General features: G+C 72.6%; 18 protein-coding genes and 4 pseudogenes. 4 read left to right on the forward strand and 18 right to left on the reverse strand.

Annotated features, from left to right (window positions below; translation table 11 throughout):
• Window positions 1-2 precede the first annotated feature (2 nt).
• From Q3Y56_RS07560 to hisI, 15 genes and pseudogenes are all read right to left on the reverse strand, one after another.
• A complete protein-coding gene (locus Q3Y56_RS07560; RefSeq protein WP_304465506.1) occupies window positions 3-422 on the reverse strand; it encodes a GntR family transcriptional regulator in 420 nt (139 codons plus the stop codon).
• A gap of 196 nt (window positions 423-618) precedes the next feature.
• Window positions 619-2079 (reverse strand): glutamate synthase subunit beta, encoded by a 1461-nt coding sequence (locus Q3Y56_RS07565; protein WP_304461181.1) that lies wholly within the window; start codon window positions 2077-2079, stop codon window positions 619-621.
• The gene (gene gltB, locus Q3Y56_RS07570) at window positions 2072-6628 is read right to left on the reverse strand and encodes a glutamate synthase large subunit (RefSeq protein WP_304461182.1); all 4557 of its coding nucleotides are present in this window, start codon (window positions 6626-6628) and stop codon (window positions 2072-2074) included. Before gltB ends, Q3Y56_RS07565 begins: the two co-directional genes overlap by 8 nt.
• Window positions 6629-6927: 299 nt before the next feature.
• Window positions 6928-7658 (reverse strand): annotated as a pseudogene (locus Q3Y56_RS07575) (VIT1/CCC1 transporter family protein).
• 254 nt (window positions 7659-7912) lie between these two features.
• Window positions 7913-8905: a prolipoprotein diacylglyceryl transferase gene (gene lgt / locus Q3Y56_RS07580; RefSeq protein ID WP_304461183.1), complete on the reverse strand. Its 993-nt coding sequence runs from the start codon at window positions 8903-8905 to the stop codon at window positions 7913-7915.
• A 72-nt stretch (window positions 8906-8977) separates the two neighbouring features.
• Window positions 8978-9751: a thioredoxin domain-containing protein gene (locus tag Q3Y56_RS07585; RefSeq protein WP_304461184.1), complete on the reverse strand. Its 774-nt coding sequence runs from the start codon at window positions 9749-9751 to the stop codon at window positions 8978-8980.
• 163 nt (window positions 9752-9914) lie between these two features.
• Entirely contained in the window at window positions 9915-10736 is an 822-nt protein-coding gene (gene trpA, locus Q3Y56_RS07590; RefSeq protein WP_304461185.1) for a tryptophan synthase subunit alpha, read from the reverse strand.
• 13 nt (window positions 10737-10749) lie between these two features.
• A pseudogene (trpB, locus tag Q3Y56_RS07595) lies at window positions 10750-11973 on the reverse strand (tryptophan synthase subunit beta); the annotation flags it as partial.
• 122 nt (window positions 11974-12095) lie between these two features.
• Window positions 12096-12230, reverse strand: coding sequence for a tryptophan biosynthesis modulator TrpM (trpM, locus tag Q3Y56_RS33375; RefSeq protein WP_369696849.1), 135 nt, complete (start codon window positions 12228-12230; stop codon window positions 12096-12098).
• Window positions 12231-12252: 22 nt separating this feature from the next.
• Window positions 12253-13062 carry an indole-3-glycerol phosphate synthase TrpC gene (gene trpC, locus Q3Y56_RS07600; protein ID WP_304461186.1) on the reverse strand — a complete coding sequence of 270 codons (810 nt, stop codon included), beginning with the start codon at window positions 13060-13062 and terminating at the stop codon, window positions 12253-12255.
• A 180-nt stretch (window positions 13063-13242) separates the two neighbouring features.
• A pseudogene (locus tag Q3Y56_RS07605) lies at window positions 13243-13679 on the reverse strand (DUF2752 domain-containing protein).
• 71 nt (window positions 13680-13750) lie between these two features.
• On the reverse strand, window positions 13751-13987 hold the full coding sequence (locus Q3Y56_RS07610; RefSeq protein WP_304461187.1) for an HGxxPAAW family protein: 237 nt from the start codon (window positions 13985-13987) through the stop codon (window positions 13751-13753).
• Window positions 13988-14149: 162 nt separating this feature from the next.
• Window positions 14150-14845 carry a TIGR02234 family membrane protein gene (locus Q3Y56_RS07615; protein WP_304461188.1) on the reverse strand — a complete coding sequence of 232 codons (696 nt, stop codon included), beginning with the start codon at window positions 14843-14845 and terminating at the stop codon, window positions 14150-14152.
• Between the two features lie 67 nt (window positions 14846-14912).
• A pseudogene (locus Q3Y56_RS07620) lies at window positions 14913-16422 on the reverse strand (anthranilate synthase component I).
• A 66-nt stretch (window positions 16423-16488) separates the two neighbouring features.
• Window positions 16489-16863, reverse strand: coding sequence for a phosphoribosyl-AMP cyclohydrolase (hisI, locus tag Q3Y56_RS07625; RefSeq protein ID WP_304461189.1), 375 nt, complete (start codon window positions 16861-16863; stop codon window positions 16489-16491).
• A gap of 607 nt (window positions 16864-17470) precedes the next feature.
• On the opposite strand from hisI, the gene Q3Y56_RS07630 reads away from it, so the two are divergent.
• From Q3Y56_RS07630 to Q3Y56_RS07645, 4 genes are all read left to right on the forward strand, one after another.
• On the forward strand, window positions 17471-17830 hold the full coding sequence (locus Q3Y56_RS07630) for a hypothetical protein (protein ID WP_304461190.1): 360 nt from the start codon (window positions 17471-17473) through the stop codon (window positions 17828-17830).
• Between the two features lie 4 nt (window positions 17831-17834).
• Complete coding sequence (locus tag Q3Y56_RS07635; protein WP_304461191.1) at window positions 17835-19097, forward strand: CdaR family transcriptional regulator; 1263 nt, start codon at window positions 17835-17837, stop codon at window positions 19095-19097.
• A gap of 181 nt (window positions 19098-19278) precedes the next feature.
• Window positions 19279-20202 carry a triacylglycerol lipase gene (locus Q3Y56_RS07640; RefSeq protein WP_304461192.1) on the forward strand — a complete coding sequence of 308 codons (924 nt, stop codon included), beginning with the start codon at window positions 19279-19281 and terminating at the stop codon, window positions 20200-20202.
• 109 nt (window positions 20203-20311) lie between these two features.
• Window positions 20312-20944, forward strand: a complete 633-nt coding sequence (locus Q3Y56_RS07645; protein ID WP_304461193.1) for a TIGR03085 family metal-binding protein — start codon at window positions 20312-20314, stop codon at window positions 20942-20944.
• Between the two features lie 52 nt (window positions 20945-20996).
• On the opposite strand, the gene hisF is transcribed toward Q3Y56_RS07645, so the two are convergent.
• Genes hisF through priA form a run of 3 tightly spaced genes read right to left on the reverse strand, consistent with a single transcriptional unit; the run spans window position 20997 to window position 22875 of the window.
• The gene (gene hisF / locus Q3Y56_RS07650; RefSeq protein WP_304461194.1) at window positions 20997-21755 is read right to left on the reverse strand and encodes an imidazole glycerol phosphate synthase subunit HisF; all 759 of its coding nucleotides are present in this window, start codon (window positions 21753-21755) and stop codon (window positions 20997-20999) included.
• Window positions 21752-22153 carry a RidA family protein gene (locus tag Q3Y56_RS07655; RefSeq protein ID WP_304461195.1) on the reverse strand — a complete coding sequence of 134 codons (402 nt, stop codon included), beginning with the start codon at window positions 22151-22153 and terminating at the stop codon, window positions 21752-21754. The genes hisF and Q3Y56_RS07655 overlap by 4 nt, the downstream gene beginning before the upstream one ends.
• Entirely contained in the window at window positions 22150-22875 is a 726-nt protein-coding gene (gene priA / locus Q3Y56_RS07660) for a bifunctional 1-(5-phosphoribosyl)-5-((5-phosphoribosylamino)methylideneamino)imidazole-4-carboxamide isomerase/phosphoribosylanthranilate isomerase PriA (protein ID WP_304461196.1), read from the reverse strand. Before priA ends, Q3Y56_RS07655 begins: the two co-directional genes overlap by 4 nt.
• Window positions 22876-22933 lie beyond the last annotated feature (58 nt).

Genomic DNA, 22933 nt, shown 5'->3' on the forward strand with positions numbered 1-22933 from the left:
TTCTACTCCCCGTATCGGTCGGTGCCGGCGGCGGCCGGGCCGCCGCCGAAGCGTTCGTCGAGGACGGCGGCGATCAGCGCCGCCACGTCCTCGCGGTCGAGTCCGGCCGCGCGGGCCCGGTCCGTCCACGCGGCGAGTTCGGCGCGCAGGGGTGAGTCCGCGGCGGCCTCGGGCCGGGCGAGCGAGCGCCGTACGAAGGTGCCGAGGCCGGGCTTGGGTTCGACCAGGCCCTCGCGCTCCAGCTCCCGGTACGCCTTGAGGACGGTGTTGGGGTTGATCGCCGTGGCCGCGACGACCTCCTTGGCGGTGGGCAGCTTGTCGCCCGGCTGCAGGAGCCCGAGGCGCAGCGCCTGCTTCGTCTGCTGGACGATCTGCAGGTAGGTGGCGACGCCGCTGCGCCGGTCGATGCGGTACTCGACCACATCCACCACCCTTTCACTAATCAGTTAGTGGAATGATGGTGCAGGCGGGCGCCGAGCGCTGTCAAGCCGACGCGAGCCGTGCTGTCAGGGCAGCACAAAGCCGCGCGGCGCCTGCCCCGGTCGGGAAGGGCAGACGCCGCGCATCCGGTCCGTACGACGTTGTACGGCGGAGCTTGTGGAGTTGTGTGAGGAGGTGTCAGACCGTCAGGGAGCGGTCCGTCGGGCGGATCGGCGCGGGCAGCGCGCTGCTGCCCGCCAGGTAGCGGTCCACGCCGCGCGCCGCGGAGCGGCCCTCGGCGATGGCCCACACGATCAGCGACTGGCCGCGGCCCGCGTCACCGGCGACGAAGACCCCGTCGACGTTGGTGGCGAAGTCCGCGTCGCGGGCGATGTTGCCGCGCTCGTCCAGCTCCAGGCCGAACTGCCGGACCAGGCCGTTCTCCTGGTCGGTGCCGGTGAAGCCCATGGCCAGCGTCACCAGCTGGGCCGGGATCCTCCGCTCGGTGCCCGGCTTCTGGTTCAGCTTGCCGTCCACGAACTCGACCTCGACCAGGTGCAGCCACTGCACGTTGCCGTCCTCGTCGCCCTCGAAGTGGGTGGTGGAGACGGAGTAGACGCGCTCGCCGCCCTCCTCGTGCGCGGAGGTGACCTTGTACAGCATCGGGAAGGTCGGCCAGGGCTGACCCGCGCTGCGCTCCTCCCCCGGCCGGGGCATGATCTCCAGCTGGGTGACGGAGGCCGCGCCCTGCCGGTGGGCGGTGCCGACGCAGTCCGCGCCGGTGTCGCCGCCGCCGATGACCACGACGTGCTTGCCCTCGGCGGTGATCGGCGGGGCGACGAAGTCGCCCTCCTGCACCTTGTTGGCGAGCGGCAGGTACTCCATCGCCTGGTGGATGCCCTTGAGTTCGCGCCCGGGCACCGGCAGGTCGCGCGCGGTGGTGGCGCCGGCCGCGATGACGACGGCGTCGTAGCGCTTGCGCAGCTTGGCGGCGTCGATGTCGCGGCCGATCTCCACACCGGTGCGGAACTTGGTGCCTTCCGCCCGCATCTGCTCGATACGGCGGTTGATGTGGCGCTTCTCCATCTTGAACTCTGGGATGCCGTACCGCAGCAGGCCGCCGATGCGGTCGGCGCGCTCGTAGACGGCAACCGTGTGCCCGGCCCGGGTCAGCTGCTGGGCGGCGGCGAGCCCGGCCGGGCCCGAGCCGATCACGGCGACGGTCTTGCCGGACAGCCGCTCGGGCGGCTGCGGGGTGACGTTGCCGGAGTCCCACGCCTTGTCGATGATCGAGACCTCGACGTTCTTGATGGTGACGGCGGGCTGGTTGATGCCCAGCACGCAGGCGGACTCGCACGGCGCGGGGCACAGCCGCCCGGTGAACTCCGGGAAGTTGTTGGTGGCGTGCAGCCGCTCGCTGGCCTCGGCCCAGTCCTCGCGGTAGGCGTAGTCGTTCCACTCGGGGATGAGGTTCCCCAGCGGACAGCCGTTGTGGCAGAACGGGATGCCGCAGTCCATGCAGCGCCCGGCCTGCTTGCTGATGATCGGCAGCAGGGAGCCGGGGACGTAGACCTCGTTCCAGTCCTTGACGCGCTCGCCGACGGGGCGGGTCTTGGCGACCTCGCGGTCAGTGGTCAGGAAGCCCTTGGGGTCAGCCATTGATCGCCGCCTCCATCATCTTCTCGTGGGTCTCGGACTCGGTCAGTCCGGCCCGCTCGGCGGCGTCCTTGGCGGCGAGCACGGCCTTGTACGTGGTCGGCATGACCTTGCTGAAGCGGGTGAGCGCGGTGCCCCAGTCGGCGAGGAGGGCCGCGGCGACGGTGGAGCCGGTCTCCTCCTGGTGGCGGCGCACGACGTCGTGCAGCCACCGCTGGTCGTCGCCGTCGAGCGGCTCGATGGCGGACACCAGGTCCTTGTTGACGTTGTCCCGGTCGAGGTCGATGACGTACGCGACGCCGCCGGACATGCCGGCCGCGAAGTTGCGGCCCGTCTCCCCCAGCACCACGGCGCGGCCGCCGGTCATGTACTCGCAGCCGTGGTCGCCCACGCCCTCGGAGACGACGGTGGCGCCGGAGTTGCGGACGCAGAACCGCTCGCCGACACGTCCGCGCAGGAACATCTCGCCGCCGGTCGCGCCGTACGCGAGGGTGTTGCCCGCGATGGTGGAGTACTCGGCGAGGTGGTCGGCGCCCCGGTCCGGGCGGACGACGACCCGGCCGCCGGACAGGCCCTTGCCGACGTAGTCGTTGGCGTCGCCCTCCAGCCGCAGGGTGACGCCGCGCGGCACGAACGCGCCGAACGACTGGCCCGCGGAGCCGGTGAAGGTGATGTCGATGGTGTCGTCCGGCAGGCCGGCGCCGCCGAACCTCTTCGTCACCTCGTGGCCGAGCATGGTGCCGACGGTCCGGTTGATGTTGCGGATCGCGACCTGGGCGCGCACCGGCTGGGCGGCCTCGGCGGTCTCGGCGGCCAGCGCGTCGGCGGCCAGCTCGATCAGCTCGTTGTCGAGGGCCTTCTCCAGGCCGTGGTCCTGGGCGACGACCTGGTGCCGTACGGCACCGGCCGGCAGGTCCGGGACGTACAGCAGCGGGGCCAGGTCCAGGCCCTGCGCCTTCCAGTGGTCCACGGCCCGGTGGGTGTCGAGCAGCTCGGCGTGGCCGACGGCCTCCTGGAGCGTACGGAAGCCCAGCTCGGCCAGCAGCTCGCGGACCTCCTCGGCGATGAACTCGAAGAAGTTCACGACGAACTCGGCCTTGCCGCTGAACCGCTCGCGCAGCACCGGGTTCTGGGTGGCGATGCCGACCGGGCAGGTGTCCAGGTGGCACACGCGCATCATCACGCAGCCGGAGACGACCAGCGGCGCGGTGGCGAAGCCGAACTCCTCGGCGCCGAGCAGCGCGGCGATGACGACGTCGCGGCCGGTCTTCAGCTGGCCGTCGGTCTGCACGACGATGCGGTCGCGCAGGCCGTTGAGCAGCAGCGTCTGCTGGGTCTCGGCCAGGCCCAGCTCCCACGGGCCGCCCGCGTGCTTCAGCGACGTCAGCGGCGAGGCGCCCGTGCCGCCGTCGTGGCCGGAGATCAGGACGACGTCCGCGTGCGCCTTGGAGACGCCCGCGGCGACCGTGCCGACGCCGACCTCGGAGACCAGCTTCACGTGGATCCGCGCCGCCGGGTTGGCGTTCTTCAGATCGTGGATGAGCTGGGCGAGGTCCTCGATGGAGTAGATGTCGTGGTGCGGCGGCGGGGAGATCAGGCCGACACCGGGCGTGGAGTGCCGGGTCTTGGCGACCCACGGGTAGACCTTGTGGCCGGGCAGCTGGCCGCCCTCGCCGGGCTTGGCGCCCTGCGCCATCTTGATCTGGATGTCGTCGGAGTTGACCAGGTACTCGCTGGTCACGCCGAAGCGGCCGGAGGCGACCTGCTTGATCGAGGACCGGCGGGCCGGGTCGTACAGCCGCTCCGGGTCCTCGCCGCCCTCGCCGGTGTTGGACTTTCCGCCCAGCTGGTTCATGGCGATGGCGAGCGTCTCGTGCGCCTCGCGCGAGATCGATCCGTAGGACATGGCGCCGGTGGAGAAGCGCCTGACGATCTCGGAGACCGGCTCGACCTCGTCGATGGGGATCGAGGGCCGGTCCGTCTTGAGGGAGAACAGGCCGCGGAGCGTCATCAGCCGCTCGGACTGCTCGTTCACCCGCTCCGTGTACTTCTTGAAGATGTCGTAGCGGCGCGAACGGGTCGCGTGCTGAAGCCGGAAGACGGTGTCCGGGTCGAACAGGTGCGGTTCGCCCTCGCGGCGCCACTGGTACTCGCCGCCGATCTCCAGCGCGCGGTGCGCGGAGGGGATGCCGGTGACCGGGTACGCCTTGGCGTGCCGCTCGGCGACCTCCCGCGCGACGACGTCGAGACCGGCGCCGCCGATCTTGGTGGCGGTGCCGTGGAAGTAGGCGTCGACGAAGTCCTCGTCCAGGCCGATGGCCTCGAAGACCTGTGCGCCGCGGTAGGAGGCGACGGTGGAGATGCCCATCTTGGACATCACCTTGAGCACGCCCTTGCCGAGGGCGTAGATGAGGTTGCGGATCGCCTGCTCCGGCTCGATGTCCGGCAGGAAGGTGCCCGCGCGGACCAGGTCCTCCACGGACTCCATGGCCAGGTAGGGGTTGACGGCGGCGGCGCCGTACCCGATGAGCAGCGCGACGTGGTGCACCTCGCGGACGTCGCCGGCCTCCACCAGCAGCCCGACGTGGGTGCGCTGCTTGGTGCGGATGAGGTGGTGGTGGACGGCGGAGGTGAGCAGCAGGGAGGGGATCGGCGCGTGCTCGGCGTCGGAGTGCCGGTCGGAGAGCACGATCAGCCGGGCGCCGTCCTCGATGGCGGCGTCGGCCTCGGCGCAGATCTCCGCCAGCCGCGCGGCCAGGGCCTCGCCGCCCCCGCCGACCCGGTACAGACCGGACAGGGTCGCGGCCTTCCAGCCCGGCATGTCGCCGTCGGCGTTGATGTGGATGAGCTTGGCCAGCTCGTCGTTGTCGATGACGGGGAACGGCAGGGTGACGCTGCGGCAGGAGGCCGGTGTCGGGTCCAGCAGGTTGCCCTGCGGGCCGAGGGAGGAGATCAGCGAGGTGACCAGCTCCTCCCGGATGGCGTCCAGCGGCGGGTTGGTGACCTGCGCGAACAGCTGGGTGAAGTAGTCGAAGAGCAGCCGCGGCCGGGCGGACAGCGCCGCGATCGGGGCGTCGGTGCCCATGGAGCCGATCGGCTCGGCGCCGGTCTTGGCCATCGGCGCCAGGATGACGCGCAGCTCCTCCTCGGTGTAGCCGAAGGTCTGCTGGCGGCGGGTGACCGAGGCGTGGGTGTGCACGATGTGCTCGCGGTCCGGCAGGTCGGTCAGGTCGACGAGACCGCCCTCCAGCCACTCGCCGTACGGGTGCTCGGCGGCGAGGGCGGCCTTGATCTCGTCGTCCTCGATGATGCGGTGCTCGGCGGTGTCGACCAGGAACATCTTGCCGGGCTGGAGGCGGCCCTTGCGGACGACCTTGGCCGGGTCGATGTCGAGGACGCCGACCTCGGAGCCGAGGACGACGAGGCCGTCGTCGGTGACCCAGTAGCGGCCGGGGCGCAGACCGTTGCGGTCCAGGACCGCGCCGACCTGGGTGCCGTCGGTGAAGGTGACGCAGGCCGGGCCGTCCCAGGGCTCCATCATCGTGGAGTGGTACTGGTAGAAGGCGCGCCGGGCCGGGTCCATGGAGGCGTGGTTCTCCCACGCCTCGGGGACCATCATCAGCACCGCGTGCGGCAGCGAGCGGCCGCCGAGGTGGAGCAGCTCCAGCACCTCGTCGAAGGAGGCGGAGTCGGAGGCGTCGGGGGTGCAGACGGGGAAGAGCCGCGCGAGGTTCTCGTCCCCGAAGAGCTCGCCGGCCAGCTGCGACTCCCGGGCCCGCATCCAGTTGCGGTTGCCCTTGACCGTGTTGATCTCGCCGTTGTGGGCGACGAAGCGGTACGGGTGGGCCAGCGGCCAGCTCGGGAAGGTGTTGGTGGAGAACCGCGAGTGCACCAGCGCGACGGCGGAGGCGAAGCGGCGGTCGGACAGGTCCGGGAAGAACGGCTCCAGCTGCCCGGTCGTCAGCATGCCCTTGTAGACGATGGTCCGGGCGGACAGCGACGGGAAGTAGACGCCCGCCTCGCGCTCGGCGCGCTTGCGCAGCGCGAACGCCTTGCGGTCCAGGGCCAGCCCGGTGTTCTCACCATCCGAGACGAAAAGCTGGGCGAAGGCGGGCATCGTGGCGCGGGCGCCGTTGCCGAGCAGTTCGGGGGTGACCGGCACCTCGCGCCAGCCGAGGACGGTGAGGTTCTCCTCGGCGGCGATCCGCTCGATGTGCGTGGTGGCGGCGGTGCGCTCGTCCGCGTCGTCCGGGAGGAAGGCGATGCCGACGGCGTACGCCCCGGGCTCCGGGAGCGGGAAGTCGGTGCTCTCCCGCAGGAAGGCGTCCGGAACCTGGACGAGGATGCCAGCGCCGTCGCCGGAGTCGGGCTCGGAGCCGGTGGCGCCGCGGTGTTCCAGGTTCCGCAGGACCGTCAGGGCCTGCTCGACAAGTGCGTGTGCGGCCTCACCGGTGAGCGTCGCCACGAAGCCCACGCCACAGGCGTCATGCTCGTTGCGCGGGTCGTACATCCCCTGGCGGGCGGGGTAAGACGCAGTGGACGCAGCACGCATCGGCTCTCCCGTCGTCGTCATGGCATTTGCGAGTGCCGAGGGACGACGTTGGCCCTCTGCGAATTTTCGTGCAGGTTACATGATGCCCCGCTTCTCGAGAAGCGGATTCCCCGTTTCAGCATGCGGACAGCCCGTACGGAGGGCAAGCGGGGCGGGAAGGGGCGAAACGGCCGCCGGCTCCCGGAAGCGGAATGGGCGACGCTGCCCATGCGCCCGGTCCTTATGCCCGCCGGTTAAGGATCTGAAACCGCTGGGTAACGGCGGCGCTCAACTCGTTACCGGCTGGTACGGAGGGCGGGTCAGCCTAGAGCCGTACCGAACAAGGCGCCCAGGGCGTACGTCACACCCGCGGCCGCCCCACCCAGCGCCAGCTGCCGCAGCCCGCTGTACCACCAGGTGCGGGCCGTCACCCGCGACACCACCGCGCCGCAGGCGAAGAGTCCGAGCAGCGCCAGCACGACGGCCGGCCACAGCGCCGTGGCGCCCAGCAGATACGGCAGCACCGGCAGCAGCGCGCCCAGCGCGAACGAGCCGAACGAGGACACCGCCGCGACCAGCGGCGACGGCAGGTCGTCCGGGTCCACCCCGAGCTCTTCACGGGCGTGTATCTCCAGCGCCTGCTCCGGGTCCTTCGACAACTGCTCCGCGACCTTGCGGGCCAGGGCGGGCTCGACCCCCGCGACTCGTACAGCGCGGCCAGCTCCAGCAGCTCGTCCTTGGGGTGCTTGCGCAGCTCGCGGCGCTCGACCTCCAGCTCGGCCAGCACCAGCTCGCGCTGGGAGGCGACCGAGGTGTACTCCCCCGCCGCCATGGAGAAGGCACCGGCCGCGAGCCCGGCCATGCCGGTGATCACGACGGTCTGCGCGGAGACGGAGCCGCCGGCGACGCCGGTCATGAGGGCGAGGTTGGAGACCAGTCCGTCCATCGCCCCGAACACCGCGGGGCGCAGCCAGCCACCGCTGACGTCGCGGTGCGTGTGGTTGTCGCGGTGCGCGATGTGCAGCGGCGCGGAGGTCTCGATGACGGCCATGCCGGGTGCTCCCTTCCCCCTGGGACGGGCCTGTTGCCCGCTCCCCCGAGTCGAAGGTACGCACGATTTCGTGGCGCGCGCCAGCAAGGAAGGCCGAACTTACCTCGCTGACCTGCGGAAACGCTGGGCGCTTGGCCAAACGTACGAGGGTGCGCGCGCCGCCGGGTGCTGCGGGCGAGGCGAGGCTGCCCTTCCCCGGCCTGCCCCGCCCCTTCGCGAACCCGGGGGCTCCGCCGCCCCCGGCCTGCCGCGCCTCAGGGCTTCTTCGTGGGCTCCGGGGCCTCGGTGTCGTCCGCCTTGCCGCCGTCCGCCGCGGCATCGTCCGGCGCGGCTTCCGCCGCGTCGTCGTGGGCGGGCTCCGGGGAGCCCTTCGTCACCGGGTCGCGGTCAGCCGAGTCGACCGCCTCGACGGCGACATCCGCGTCCGCCGCGACCGGCTCGACCACCGTCTCCCGGCCAGGCGCCCGCCTCGCGGAGATGACCATGTACGCCACGGCTGCGAGGAAGACCACGATCGAGGTCCAGTTGTTCAGGCGCATGCCCAGGACGTGGTGGGCGTCGTCCACCCGCAGGTACTCGACCCAGAAGCGGCCGACGGTGTACGCCGCGACGTACAGCGCGAACGCCCGGCCGTGGCCCAGTTTGAAGCGGCGGTCCGCCCAGATGACCAGCAGCGCCACGCCGACGCACCACAGCGACTCGTACAGGAACGTCGGGTGGTACGTCCCGCCGACGACCCCGGCGTCGGGGTCCGCGTCGATCTTCAGCGCCCAGGGGACGTCGGTGGCCTTGCCGTACAGCTCCTGGTTGAACCAGTTGCCCCAGCGGCCGATGGCCTGGGCGAAGGCGATCCCGGGCGCGATCGCGTCCGCGTACGCCGGCAGGGGGATGCCCCGGCGGCGGCAGCCGATCCACGCGCCCAGCGCGCCGAGCGCGATGGCGCCCCAGATGCCGAGGCCGCCTTCCCAGATCTTGAAGGCGTCGACCCAGTCACGGCCTTCGCCGAAGTACAGCTCGTAGTCGGTGATGACGTGGTAGAGCCGTCCGCCGATCAGGCCGAAGGGCACCGCCCAGACGGCGATGTCAGCCACCGTGCCGGCCTGGCCGCCGCGCGCCACCCAGCGGCGACCGCCGAGCCAGACGGCCACGAAGACGCCGATGATGATGCAGAACGCGTAGCCGCGCAGCGGGATCGGGCCGAGATCGATCACGCCGGTCGACGGGCTGGGGATGTAAGCGAGGTCCATGACAGGGTCGACGCTACCTTGCCGGGCGGGAAGTCCGGCAACCCGCCCGGTGCAACAGCTGCATAACGCGTGTCACCGCTGGGCCTCGTCGACGAGCTGCCCCAGCCGGTCCGGAGTGAGCGGGTTCTTCGGGTCGCCGTAGACCTTCTTCCCGTCGAGCAGGACCGTCGGGGTACCGGTGAACCCGGATCCGGCGAACTCCTTGGCGGACTTCCGCACCCACCCGTCGTGGGTGCCGCCGTCCACGCAGCGCCGGAACGTGGCGGTGTCCAGCCCCTTGACCTGCCGGGCCAGCTCGATCAGCCGGTCCTTCTTCCCGTAGGCGTCGTCCGTCTCCTCGGGCTGGTTGGTGAAGAGCACGTCGTGGTACGGGGCGTACTTGCCGGCGTCCTGGGCGCAGGCCGCGGCGTTCGCGGCGTTGAGCGATCCGCTGCCGCCCAGGTTTCCGTCGATGATCGTGACCAGGTGGTAGTCGGTCTTCATCCGGCCCTTGCCCTCCAGGTCCCGGATGGTTCGGCCGAGGCCGCCCTCGAACTGCTTGCAGGCCGGGCAGCGGAAGTCCTCGTAGACGGTGAGGGTGGCCGGGGCGTTCGCCCGGCCGGTTTGGATCACGAGGTCGTCCTTGCCGACCGCGGCGGAGGGCGCGGTGACCGGTCCGCCGTTCCCGTCGCCGCCGTCGCCGCCCGCGACCAGCACCCCGATTCCGGCGGCGAGGCCGAGCACGGCCACCGCGATCAAGGCCACCATCAGCTGGCGCCGGCGCCTGTCCCGCGCCTCGTCCTGCCGCCGCTGCGCCCGCATCCGCGCGCGGGCGCTGTCCCGTCCATCACCGTTTCGCTGACTCACGCCCCGACAACGAGGCGGAGGAGCGCCGCTGCGCTCCTCCGCCCGCTTTCGCCCGTTCGGCCGCGGGGCGGCCACTCTTCCGGGGTCAACCGGGAGCGGTCCGGCGTGTCGTGTCAGGACGGCCGGGGCCACCGCGTCAGCGCCGTCGAGCTGGACGGTCGCGTCAGGACGACGGGCGGCCTCGGACGCCCGCGGCCAGTTCGCCCGCCAGCGTCCGCACCCGCACCAGCCCGGTCTCCACGTCCGGCGCGTCGAGCAGCCGCTTGACGAACGCCGATCCGACGATCACGCCGTCGGCGAAGCCGGCGACCTCCGCCGCCTGCGTCGCGTTCGACACCCCGAGGCCGACGCAGACCGGCAGCTCGGTGGTGCCCCTGGTGCGGCGCACCAGGTCCTGGGCCTCCTTGCCGACCGACTCCCGGGTGCCGGTGACGCCCATCAGCGAGGCCGCGTAGACGAAGCCGCTGCCCGCCGCCGTGATCTTGGCGAGCCGCTCGTCCCGGCTGCTCGGCGCGACCACGAACACGGTCGCCAGACCGTGCCGCTCGGCGGCCTTGAGCCAGACCTCGGCCTCCTCCACCGGCAGGTCGGGCAGGATGCAGCCCGCGCCGCCCGCCGCCGCCAGATCGGCGGCGAACCGCTCGGGGCCGTAGCGGTCGACCGGGTTCCAGTACGTCATGCACAGCACCGGAGCGCCGGTGGCCGCGTGCACCTCGCGGACCGTACGGATCACGTCCACGATCTTCAGGCCGCCGCGCAGCGCGATGTCGTCGGCGGTCTGGATGATCGGCCCGTCCAGCACCGGGTCGCTGTGGGGCAGGCCGACCTCGACGATGTCGCAGCCGCCCTCGACCATGGCCGAGATGGCCCGTACGCCGTCGTCGACGGTCGGGAAGCCGGCGGGCAGGTAGCCGACGAGCGCGGCGCGGCCCTCGGACTTCGCCGTGGCGAGGGCGTCGTTCAGCAGTGCGATGTTGCCGCTCACTCGGCCCCTCCGCGGAGTCGTACAGCCCGAAGTAGCGGGCCGCTGTGTCCATGTCCTTGTCGCCGCGTCCGGAGAGGTTGACCAGCAGCAGCGCTCCCTCTCCCAGCTCGCGCCCGACCTCCAGGGCGCCGGCGAGCGCGTGTGCGCTCTCGATCGCCGGGATGATGCCCTCGGTGCGGGAGAGCAGGCGCAGTGCCTGCATGGCCGCGTCGTCGGTGATCGCGCGGTACTCGCCGCGGCCGGTGTCCTTCAGATAGGCGTGCTCCGGGCCGACGCCCGGGTAGTCGAGCCCTGCGGAGATGGAGTACGGCTCGGTGATCTGGCCGTCCTCGTCCTGGAGGACGTAGGAGCGCGAGCCGTGCAGGATGCCCGGCTCGCCCTGGCTCAGGGTGGCCGCGTGCTCCCCGGTCTCGACGCCGTGCCCGGCCGGCTCGCAGCCGATCAGGCGGACGGAGTCGTCGTTGAGGAAGGCGTGGAAGAGCCCGATGGCGTTGGAGCCGCCGCCGACGCAGGCGAGGGCGGCGTCCGGGAGCCGCCCGGCGCGGTGCGTGATCTGGTGGCGTGCCTCGACGCCGATGACGCGGTGGAAGTCGCGCACCATCGCGGGGAAGGGGTGGGGTCCGGCGACCGTGCCGAAGAGGTAGTGCGTGTGGTCGACGTTGGCGACCCAGTCGCGGAACGCCTCGTTGATGGCGTCCTTGAGGGTGCGGCTGCCGGACTTCACGGCGACGACCTCGGCGCCGAGCATGCGCATCCGGGCGACGTTGAGCGCCTGCCGCTCGGTGTCGACCTCGCCCATGTAGATGGTGCAGTCGAGGCCGAAGAGGGCGCACGCGGTGGCGGTGGCGACGCCGTGCTGGCCGGCGCCGGTCTCCGCGATGACGCGGGTCTTGCCCATGCGCTTGGTGAGCAGGGCCTGCCCCAGCACGTTGTTGATCTTGTGTGAGCCGGTGTGGTTGAGGTCCTCGCGCTTGAGGAAGATCCGGGCTCCGCCGGCGTGCCGGGCGAACCGCGGCACCTCGGTCAGGGCGCTCGGCCGCCCCGTGTAGTTGACCAGCAGGTCTTCCAGTTCGGCGGCGAAGGCGGGGTCCGCCTTGGCCTTGGCGTACTCCGCGGCGACCTCGTCCACGGCGGCGACGAGCGCCTCCGGGATGAACTTGCCGCCGAACGCGCCGAAGTATCCCTCGGCGCTGGGAACCAGACCCTCCGGGTCCGGGATGAAGAAGTCAGACGACATGCGACGTTACTCCTCGGGGCGGCGCCCCCAACAAGGGTGGGTGGGAACGTGTGGCAGCAACGCTGCCACCGCGGACCGCCGCGGGCGCTACGCGCCGCGGCCGACCGCGTGACGGCGCACACTCAGTGCGCGGCCGTCCCACGCCATCGACGCCCGTTGACCTGCCCGGGCTCGCACCCGATGTGGTACCGCACGCGGCGTCCGCGGACGCGCCGTGCGGGCGCGCGGCAGCCCCGGGGCCGGCAGCCCCGGGCCAGACGCGCGTACGCCCCATGCCGGTCAGTTCCGGCCGTGCCGCAGCGCCGGGTGGGCGCCCGCCGCCACCAGGTCGGACACCGCGCCCTTGGGGTCGCGGCCGGTCACCAGGGACTCGCCGACCAGCACCGCGTCCGCGCCCTCGTTGGCGTACGCGATCAGGTCGTGCGGGCCGCGCACGCCGGACTCCGCGACCTTCACGATGTGGTCCGGAATCTCCGGCGCGACCTGCGCGAACGTGTTCCGGTCCACTTCGAGTGTCTTGAGGTTGCGCGCGTTGACCCCGATGATCTTCGCGCCCGCGTCGACCGCCCGCTCGACCTCCTCCTCGTCGTGCACCTCGACCAGCGGGGTCAGCCCGATCGACTCGGCCCGCTCGATGAGGGAGACCAGCGCCTCCTGGTCGAGGGCGGCGACGATGAGCAGCGCCAGGTCGGCGCCGTACGCCCGGGCCTCCCACAGCTGGTAGGAGGTGACGATGAAGTCCTTGCGCAGGACGGGGATGTCGACCTTGGCGCGCACCGCCTCCAGGTCCGCCAGCGATCCGCCGAAGCGACGCTGTTCGGTCAGCACGCTGATGACGGCCGCGCCGCCCGCCTCGTAGTCCGCGGCGAGGCCGGCCGGGTCGGCGATCGCGGCGAGCGCGCCCTTGGACGGGCTGGAGCGCTTGACCTCGCAGATCACCTTGACGCTGTCGCCCTTGAGGGCGGCGACGCCGTCCTTGGCCTGGGGCGCCTTGGCGGCCCGCTCCTTGAGCTCGTCGAGGGTGACGCGTGCCTGCCGCTCCGCGAGGTCGGCACGGACTCCGTCGATGATCTCGTCGAGCACACTCACGCGAGCGGCCCCCCTTCTGGACGGGGATGGAGCTTGTGGTCGGTGCCGGTGTCGCGGGCGAGCCGCTTCACCTGCACTTGTGATGGTATCCGGCCGGGGCCGAGGTCTCGCATCCGGTTGACGCATCAGTCCACCGACTGGACGTTCACCGGGCTCCCGGAAGGCCCGTCGCGCCACGCGTCAGGGGGCGAGCGGCGCTCCGAAGGGCAGGTTCCGGACGATCGTGAAGGCCAGTGCCAGCCCGGCCAGCGCCCAGCCGTGCGCGGCGCGCAGCCGGAGCTCCGGGGCGGGGCGTCCGCGGGCGGACCGCAGCAGCCACCGCGTCCAGTGGACCGCGAACGCGAGATACCCGGCGAACGCGAGGGCATTGGCGCCGAGCGCGGCGACCGGGTCAGCGTGGGCGAGGGCGTGGGCGCCGCGCAGCCCGCCGCAGCCGGGGCACAGCACGCCGGTGTGCCGCAGCAGCGGGCAGGCCGGGTAGTGGCCCGGCTCCCCGGGTCCACCGCGCCGACGAACGCGAAGGCCGCGGCCACCGCGGCGAGCGCGCCCAGCGGCGCGGCCAGCCGGCGTGCGGCGGGTGCGGGTCTCGCGGTCACACCGCCAGCCTGCACCCGGATACGTCCTCGGGCCCGCCGGAGCTACGCCGTACGGACCCTGGCCGCGCCGTGTCCGGGGGCCGGAGCGCCGGTCAGGTCAGCTGCTGCTGGCTCTGCGGCTGCTGGATCGTGCGCTTCTGCGGCTGGCCCATACCCATCGAGCGCATCACCATGCCCACCACGCCGCCGAGGGCGACGACCACGAGTCCCGCCCAGAAGCCGACCGGGTTGGCCAGCACGGTGAACGCACCGGAGACGCAGAAGCCGATGAAGGCGATGATCACGCCGGTCCAGGCCGCCGGGGTGTGACCGTGGTTGTTACCCGCCATGTGTACTCCTCGTTGCTCTACTGCTCCCTGGGACGTGCGTCCGGGAGGTCCCCCGGGTACCGGTTCCGGGGCGTGGGGCGCGGGGGATACGCTCCGTGCCCATTCTCCACCGACGCGTCGTCAATCCTTCCGCGGGGGTCCGGTCACGGGGTGCGTGTCCGGTCAGCCGTCGGCGGGTGCCCGGCCGCCGTCCTGTCCGGTCGGGTCCTCGCCCCGGTCCAGGGCCTTCCACAGCTCCTCGGGGCGGTCCGGGTCGGGGGCCGGGCGGGTGCGCCGGGCGCGGCCGCGGGCCGGGGCGCCGTCCGGGCCCGTGCGCTCGTACCGCCCGGACATGGCGGGCCAGTGGCGGCCGTAGCCCAGTGCGAGCACGCCGGCGAGCAGCAACAGCGCGCCGCCCGCCAGGGCCACCCACGGCCAGGCCGTGTGCGCCACGTCGTGGATGGTGCCGTCCGCCAGGCCGGTGGCCTTGGACGCCTTCTCCTCCAGCGCCGCGGTGTCGGAGGCGCCCACCAGCGAGCTGGCGACGATCCCCGCTCCGCAGAGCGCGAGGAGCGCGGAGACCAGGGCACGGCCGGTGCGGCGCACCGCGAAGACGGCGACGAGCGCGGCGAGTCCGACGACCGCGAGCGCACCGGGCAGCCCGGTGACGTCCTCGCCGTCGGCGTGCTGCGGGAGCGTGCCCTGGGCAACGGCCGCGGTGCCCTCGGCCCAGGTGCGGCTGGTGGCCAGGAGGACCAGCGCGGCTCCGGCCGCGCCCGACAGCAGGGCGACGGCGAGGCTGCGTCGTCCGCCGCGCTCGGCCTTGGCGGCGGCGGGCCCGCGTTGGGCCTGGGGCTGGGGTACGGCTGCTGCACTCACGCGTACCACTATCCCTCACGGGTCCGACAGTGCCGACCCTGGGGCTCGGCCCCTCAGCATCCCCCAGCTAACGCTGGGAGGTGCCCCCAAGGCGGTTGGCGGTGTGGACGGCGCGCAGCACCGCCGCGGCCTTGTTGCGGCACTCCGCGTCCTCGGCGGCCGGGTCGGAGTCGGCGACGACGCCCGCCCCCGCCTGCACGTACGCGGTGCCGTCGCGCAGCAGCGCGGTGCGGATCGCGATGGCGGTGTCCGAGTCGCCGGCGAAGTCCAGATAGCCCACGCAGCCGCCGTACAGCCCGCGGCGGCTGGGTTCCAGCTCCTCGATGATCTGCATGGCGCGCGGCTTCGGCGCGCCGGAGAGCGTGCCGGCCGGGAAGCAGGCGGTGAGGACGTCGAAGGCGGTCCGGTCCTCGGCGAGCTTGCCCGTCACGGTCGAGACGATGTGCATGACGTGGCTGTAGCGCTCGATGGACATGAAGTCGACGACCTCGACGCTGCCGGGCTCGCAGACCCGTCCCAGGTCGTTGCGGCCGAGGTCGACGAGCATGAGGTGCTCGGCGCGCTCCTTGGGGTCGGCGAGCAGTTCGTCGGCGAGGGCGGCGTCCTCCTGCGGGGTGGCGCCGCGCGGGCGGGTCCCGGCGATGGGGTGCACCATCGCGCGGCCCTCCTCGACCTTGACCAGGGCCTCGGGCTGGAGCCGACGACGTCGAAGGCGGTGCCGTCCGCGGCGGGGAAGCGGAACAGGTACATGTACGGGCTGGGGTTGGTGGCCCGCAGCACGCGGTACACGTCGAGGGCGCCGGCGGTGCAGGGCGTCTCGAAGCGCTGCGAGGGCACGACCTGGAAGGCCTCGCCCGCGCGGATGCGCTCCTTGATGTCCTCGACGGCGGCCCTGTAGTCCGGACCGCCCCACAGGGCGGTGTAGTCGGGGAGTTCGGACGGCGGCAGGGCGGTCGGCTCGGTGGGGACGGGGCGGGCCAGGTCGGCGGTCATGGCGTCGAGCCGCGCGACCGCGTCCGCGTACGCCTCGTCGACGCCCGTCTCCAGGTCGTTGTGGTTGATGGCGTTGGCGATCAGCAGGACGGTGCCGTCCCAGTGGTCGAAGACGGCGAGGTCCGAGGTGAGCAGCATGGTCAGCTCGGGCAGCCGCAGGTCGTCGCGGCAGCTGTCGCCGATCTTCTCCAGCCGCCGGACGATGTCGTAGCCGAGGTAGCCGACCATGCCGCCGGTGAAGGGGGCATTCCGGAGGCGAGGTCGCGCGGGGTGTGCAGGGTCTCGACGGTGGCGCGCAGCGCGGCGAGCGGGTCGCCGTCGGTGGGCAGTCCGACGGGCGGTTCGCCCAGCCAGTGGGTCTGGCCGTCGCGTGCGGTGAGGGTGGCGGAGCTGCGGACGCCGATGAAGGAGTAGCGCGACCACGATCGGCCGTTCTCGGCGGATTCCAGGAGGAAGGTGCCGGGGCGTTCGGCGGCGAGCTTGCGGTAGAGGCCGACCGGGGTGTCGCCGTCGGCGAGCAGCCTGCGGCTGACCGGGATGACGCGGCGGTCGGCCGCCAGCTTGCGGAAGGTCTCAAGATCCATGGTGCTGCCCCGTGGTCGTCGCCGTGGCCATAGCGGTCGTGATCGTGGTCGTGATCGCTGCGGAGCCTACTGCCGAAGGGGCAGCAGGCCGGAATCGAAGCAGGTGCGGTCGCCGGTGTGGCAAGCCGCGCCGACCTGGTCGACCTGGACCAGGAGGGTGTCGGCGTCGCAGTCCAGCGCGACGGACTTGACGTGCTGGACGTGGCCGGAGGTGTCGCCCTTGACCCAGTACTCCTGGCGGCTGCGGCTCCAGTAGGTGCAGCGGCCGGTGGTGAGGGTGCGGTGGAGTGCCTCGTCGTCCATCCAACCGAGCATCAGCACCTCGCCGGTGTCGTACTGCTGGGCGATGGCGGGGACGAGGCCGTCGGCGCTGCGCTTGAGGCGGGCGGCGATGTCCGGGTCGAGGGACGACGGGCGGGCGGGGCGGTCGGGGCCGGTCATGGGGCCATTCTGCCTCGGGTGCGGGGCCGCCCGGGCCGGTTGTCCGCCCGCTGGACGGGGTGTCAGCGGCATGGGGCATGCTTCGGGCATGACGTTTCCGACTCCGCCGAACCAGCCAGAGCCGCACCACGACGGTGGCGGCTTCGGACCTCCGCCGGGCGCCGCCGGGGCGGCCCCCAGCAGCAGGGGTTCGGGCCTCCCGTCCAGCCGGGCGGTTTCGGGGCGCCGGGGGCGTTCGGGGCGCCGACGCCGCCGGGCACTCCCGGGGCGCCGGGAGGGTTCGGTCCGTACGGCGCTCCGCCGCCGCCCCCGCGCGGCCCCTCGGGAGGGAAGGTCGCGGCGATCGTCGGCGGCGCGGTGGCGGCCGCGGTGGCGATCGGCCTGGCGGTGTGGGCCTCGGTGGTGGTGGCGACGACGACAAGAAGGTGCGCGCCAAGGAGAGCCCGTCGGCGGGGCAGAGCACGTCCGGTTCCCCCTCGCCGTCCGCCTCGGCCGCGGAGCCGTCCGGGACCGAGGACCCGGGCAAGGGGCCCCGCTGGGCCCGGGTGGTTCCTCCGAGGAGCCGGACCCCTCGTCCTCCGCTTCGCCCTCGTCGCCGTCGAGCGTGGTGCCGTACGTCGTCCTCAAGCCGGGCGAGTGCTTCGACCACCCCGGCCTCGACAGCAGCGTGTCGACGGTGACGAAGCGGTCGTGCAGCGGTCCGCACGACGGCGAGGTGATCGCCAACGAGACGCTGACCGGCACCTTCGCCACGGACAAGGAGATCCAGGACAAGGCGCTGGCGTTGTGCGCGACGGACGCGGCGACGCGGATGAAGCGGATATCCGACGGCCGGACGTACTACTACTACGCGCTCTTCCCGGCCCGGGACACCTACACGTACCAGGGTTCGGACAAGGTGACCTGCTCGCTCACGCTGAGCGGCTCGGTCGACGGCCCGAAGCTGTCCAAGCGGCTGCCGGGCTGACCTGATGACAGGCCGGCGCACCGCGATCTCGTTCGGCGGCGTACCGCTGGAGCAGCGCCTCACCCGTTCCCTGCGGCAGCTGGCGGCCACGGTGCTCGAGGAGCTGGTCGAGGAGCTGCCCGTTTACGGCACCCTGCCCACGGAGCAGTTACGCGGCGAGATCGCCCGGGTCGTCGAGCAGAGCATCCGCACCTTCGTCGGGGTCCTGAGCACCGGGGAGCTGCCGGGCCCCGAGCATCTGGCGGCCTTGCGCGAGTCGGCGGCCCGGCGCGCCGAGGACGGCGTACCGCTGGCGGCGGTCATCAGCGCCTACCACCTGGGGGCGCGGGTCTGCTGGGACGCGGTGGCGCCCGAGGCGGGGCCGGGCGACCTGCCGGCGGTGCTGGCGGCCCACCGGCTGCTGCTCCAGTACCTGCAGCGGATGACGGCGACGGCCTCCACGGGCTACGCGCAGGAGCGCCAGGCCGCGTTCGGCGAGGAGTACGCGGCGCGCCAGGGGCTGCTGTCGGCGCTGCTGGAGGGGGCGCCCGCGCTTCAGGCGGCGGGCCGGGCGGGGGTCCGGCTCCCGGCCTGCTATCTCGTGCTGTCCCTGGCGGTCGGCGCGCACCCGGACGAACTGGCGCCCGGCGTCGACACGATGGTCGCGGCCCGGCGGAAGGCGCGGCGGCTGCGGGTGGAGCTGGAGCGGCATGTGGATCCGGCGCTCGGCGCGGTGCTGTCCATGCTCTCCGTCGACGGCGGCGTGGCGCTGGTGCCGCGTGACACGCCCGCGGACGCGCTGGACGCGGCGGACTGGAAGTGGCTGGACGCGGTGGTGGGCTACATGAGCCGGATGTGCGGCGCCGACATCACGGCGGGGGTGGTCGCGGCACGGCCCGAGGACGTCGCGGACGCCGCCGCCCTGTCCGCCGAGGTGCGCGAGGTGGCCATGACGTTCGGCCGCCCGCCCGGGGTGTACCGGCTCGGCGACGTGGCGCTGGAGTACCAGCTCACCCGCCCCGGCCCGGCGAGGGACCAACTGGCCGCGCTGCTGGAGCCGTTGTCGGGGAAGCCGGAACTGCTGGACACCCTGGGGGCGTTCATGGCGGGCCCCATCGACCGGCGGCAGACCGCCGCCCAGCTCCAGGTGCATCCGAACACCGTGGACTACCGGCTGCGCAAGGTGGCGGCGCTGACGGGTCTGGACACCAGCCGTCCCGCCGACCTGCCGACGATCCGGGCCGCGCTCGTCGCCCACCGGGCGGTCATGGGCGGTCGCGCCGGATGACGCCCGGCGGTTGTGCCGGATAACAACGGACCGGCCGGAAGTTTTGACGCGGCCTCCTTCCGGCCCGGTCCACGTCTTTTTACATTCAGTTAACAGCCCGTCAACGGCGCCGCGCGATCCACGACCGGCGCCGGGCGGGCGACTCCCCCCATCTTTTTGCTCCTGGAAGCCGGAGTGTTCCATGAGACTCGCCTCCATCGGCATCGCCCTGTCCCTCGCCGCCGCCGCGATCATCGGCGCCGCCCCCGCCCAGGCCGACGACGAGCGGCATCCGGTCGGTGGCCTCGGCACCGCCGTCCACAACTACCTCTTCAGCCCGGACTCCGTGGCCGGGGCCAACGACTGGGACTGCAAGCCCAGTGCGGAGCACCCGGAGCCGGTGGTGCTGGCCCACGGCACCTTCGCGAACGCCGGCGCCAACTGGGTCAAGCTCGCCCCCATGCTGGCCAACGAGGGCTACTGCGTCTTCGCCTTCAACTACGGAATGAACCATCTCTCGCTCGGCCGTGTCGGCGGCCTGGACGACATAGCCGGCTCGGCCCGCACCATGAGCGCGTTCGTCGACCGGGTGCTGGCCGCCACCGGCGCGAAGAAGGTCGACATCGTGGGCCATTCCCAGGGCGGCATGATGCCGCACTACTACCTCAAGCGGCTGGGCGGCGCGGCGAAGGTGGACACCCTCGTCGGAGTGGCGCCCATCAACCACGGCACCACGCTGGACGGCCTGGTCAACCTCGGCGAGGCGATGGGCATCCTCGGCTTCGTCAACAACCTCTTCGACTGGAGCGGCCTGCCCGGGCTGCACCAGATGGAGGTGAACTCCACGTTCCAGAAGGAGCTGTGGGCCGACGGCGACACCGTGCCCGGCGTCCGCTACCGGGTGATCGCGACCAACCGCGACCTGGTGGTCACGCCGTATACGAACGGGTTCCTGCGCGGTGGCGACGTCCGCAACATCACGATCCAGGACCAGTGCCCCGGCGACCCGGCCGGCCACGTCGGAGTCTTCCTCGACAGCCCCGTGATGCAGAACGTCCTCAACGCCCTGGGTCCGGACGACCCGGCCTTCAAGCCCACCTGCACCGACTACGGACCAGCCGTCTGACCCGCACCACCGCGACCGGCACCGGGCCCGCTCCGCCATGGGAGGGGGCCCGTCCGCCGTCCGCGCGGCGCCGTGGCAGGGCGGCTCCGTACGGTCGTACGCTGACGTCATGTCGACTCACGCCAAGCGCGAACGTCTCCTCCTGGCCGACCTCTTGGAGAGCTCGGGTCCCCAGGCCCCGACCCTGTGCGACGGCTGGACCACCCGCGACCTGGCCGCCCACCTCGTGGTCCGCGACCGCCGACCCGACGCGGCCGCGGGCCTGGTGATCAAGCAGTTGGAGGCGCGCCTGGAGCGGGTGCAGGCCGAGTTCGCCGCGAAGCCGTACGAGGAGCTGATCCAGCTCATCCGCACCGGCCCGCCGCGGATGTCGCCGTTCGCCCTCAAGCCGGTCGACGAGGCGGCGAACACGCTGGAGTTCTACGTCCACGGCGAGGACGTCCGCCGCGCCCAGCCCGACTGGACGCCCCGCCCCGTCGACCCCGTCCTGGCCGACGCCCTGTGGACCCGCGTCGAACGCCTGGCCCGCGTCTTCGGCCGCAGGTCCCCGGTCGGCCTGGTCCTGCGCCGCCCGGACGGCCGGACCGCCGTCGCCCACCGGGGCACCCCGGTCGTCACCGTCACCGGCGAGCCCGGCGAGCTGGTGGTCTTCCTGTACGGCCGCCAGGACGCGGCGAGGGTCGAGCTGGACGGGGACAAGGAGGCCGTGGCCCGGCTGCACGGGGCGAAGCTGGGGATCTAGGGCCCTCCCCCGGGCTTCGCCCCGACTGCCCGCCGTCAAAGGCCCCGACCCGTCAGAGCCGCACCGGGTGGCCCGCCTGGCGCAGGGTCTCCTTCACCTCGCCGATCCGCAGGTCGCCGAAGTGGAAGACCGACGCGGCCAGGACCGCGTCCGCGCCCGCCGCGATGGCCGGCGGGAAGTGGTCCAGCCGGCCCGCCCCGCCGCTGGCGATCACGGGCACCGTGACGTGCTTCCGTACAGCCGCGATCATCTCGGTGTCGTAGCCGTCCTTGGTGCCGTCGGCGTCCATCGAGTTCAGCAGGATCTCGCCGGCGCCCAGCTCGGCCGCGCGATGGGCCCACTCGACCGCGTCCATCCCGGTGCCCCGGCGGCCGCCGTGCGTGGTGACCTCGAACCAACCGTCCGCCGTGCGCCGGGCGTCCACCGACAGGACCAGGACCTGGCGGCCGAAGCGCTCGGCGATCTCCCGGATCAGGTCCGGGCGGGCGATGGCGGCGGTGTTGACGCCGACCTTGTCGGCACCGGCGCGCAGCAGCTTGTCGACGTCCTCGGCGGTGCGCACGCCGCCGCCGACGGTGAGCGGGATGAAGACCTGCTCGGCGGTGCGCCGCACCACGTCGTAGGTGGTCTCGCGGTTGCCGGAGGAGGCGGTGATGTCGAGGAAGGTCAGTTCGTCGGCGCCCTCCGCGCCGTAGATCCTGGCCATCTCGACGGGGTCGCCGGCGTCCCGCAGGTTCTGGAAGTTGACGCCCTTGACGACCCGGCCGTTGTCCACGTCCAGGCAGGGGATGACTCGGACCGCCAGGGTCATGAGGTGTCTGCTCCTCTGAATGCTTCTACTTCGACTTCCACCAGCACGCGGGAGTCGACGAACCGGGAGACCACGACCATGGTCGCGGCCGGACGCACGGCGCCGAACAGCTCCTTGTGGGCGCGGCCCACCGCGTCGACATCGCGCAGATGGGTGAGGTACATACGGGTACGGATGACGGCCTCGGCGCCGAGGCCGAACTCCTTGAGCGCCTCCAGCGCGCTCCCGAAGGCCGCCAGCGCCTGCTCGTACGGGTCCCCCTCGCCCTGGAGCACCGTGCCGACGAACGGCATGGTGCCCGCGACCAGGACCCGGTCGCCCGCCGCGACGGCGCGCGCGGAGCCGATCGTCTCGTCCCAGGGGCTGTCGGTCTGCACACGCCGCACGGCTTCGGTCATCGGGACACAGCCTCCAAGGCCTCTTCGAGGGTGAACGCCTTCGCGTAGAGGGCCTTGCCCACGATGGCACCTTCGACACCCTCCGGCACCAGAGTCGCAAGCGCCCGCAGGTCCTCAAGCGACGAAACGCCGCCGGAGGCGACCACCGGCTTGTCGGTCACCGCGCAGACGTCCCGCAGCAGCTGGAGGTTGGGGCCCTGGAGGGTGCCGTCCTTGGCGATGTCGGTGACGACGTAGCGGGCGCAGCCCTCGGAGTCGAGCCGGGCCAGGGTCTCGTACAGGTCGCCGCCGTCGCGGGTCCAGCCGCGGCCGCGCAGCGTGGTGCCGCGGACGTCGAGGCCCACCGCGATCTTGTCGCCGTGGCTCGCGATGACCTTGGCCACCCACTCGGGGGTCTCCAGGGCGGCGGTACCCAGGTTCACGCGGGTGCAGCCGGTGGCGAGCGCGGCGGCGAGGGAGTCGTCGTCGCGGATGCCGCCGGAGAGTTCGACCTTGATGTCCATGGCCCGGGCGACCTCGGCGATCAGGTCGCGGTTGTCGCCGGTGCCGAACGCCGCGTCGAGGTCGACCAGATGCAGCCACTCGGCGCCCGCGCGCTGCCAGGCCAGGGCGGCCTCCAGCGGCGAACCGTAGGAGGTCTCGGTGCCGGACTCGCCGTGCACCAGGCGGACGGCCTGGCCGTCGCGGACGTCGACGGCGGGGAGGAGTTCGAGCTTGCTCATCTCGGGCGGTCCTAGTGGAGGTCTGGGGCGGAAGAGGGAGGAGCACCTGCCGTACGGG

Origin of the sequence: Streptomyces sp. XD-27, from assembly GCF_030553055.1 — a bacterium.
In the GTDB taxonomy this organism is placed as follows: domain Bacteria; phylum Actinomycetota; class Actinomycetes; order Streptomycetales; family Streptomycetaceae; genus Streptomyces.

Coding starts and splice junctions, on each gene's coding strand:
- Q3Y56_RS07610 (WP_304461187.1), bottom strand. CDS start 13,987: ATGGCGGGTAACAACCACGGTCACACCCCGGCGGCCTGGACCGGCGTG.
- gltB (WP_304461182.1), bottom strand. CDS start 6,628: ATGCGTGCTGCGTCCACTGCGTCTTACCCCGCCCGCCAGGGGATGTAC.
- hisF (WP_304461194.1), bottom strand. CDS start 21,755: ATGACCCTGGCGGTCCGAGTCATCCCCTGCCTGGACGTGGACAACGGC.
- Q3Y56_RS07565 (WP_304461181.1), bottom strand. CDS start 2,079: ATGGCTGACCCCAAGGGCTTCCTGACCACTGACCGCGAGGTCGCCAAG.
- Q3Y56_RS07640 (WP_304461192.1), top strand. CDS start 19,279: ATGAGACTCGCCTCCATCGGCATCGCCCTGTCCCTCGCCGCCGCCGCG.
- Q3Y56_RS07655 (WP_304461195.1), bottom strand. CDS start 22,153: ATGACCGAAGCCGTGCGGCGTGTGCAGACCGACAGCCCCTGGGACGAG.
- hisI (WP_304461189.1), bottom strand. CDS start 16,863: ATGACCGGCCCCGACCGCCCCGCCCGCCCGTCGTCCCTCGACCCGGAC.
- lgt (WP_304461183.1), bottom strand. CDS start 8,905: ATGGACCTCGCTTACATCCCCAGCCCGTCGACCGGCGTGATCGATCTC.
- Q3Y56_RS07635 (WP_304461191.1), top strand. CDS start 17,835: ATGACAGGCCGGCGCACCGCGATCTCGTTCGGCGGCGTACCGCTGGAG.
- Q3Y56_RS07645 (WP_304461193.1), top strand. CDS start 20,312: ATGTCGACTCACGCCAAGCGCGAACGTCTCCTCCTGGCCGACCTCTTG.
- priA (WP_304461196.1), bottom strand. CDS start 22,875: ATGAGCAAGCTCGAACTCCTCCCCGCCGTCGACGTCCGCGACGGCCAG.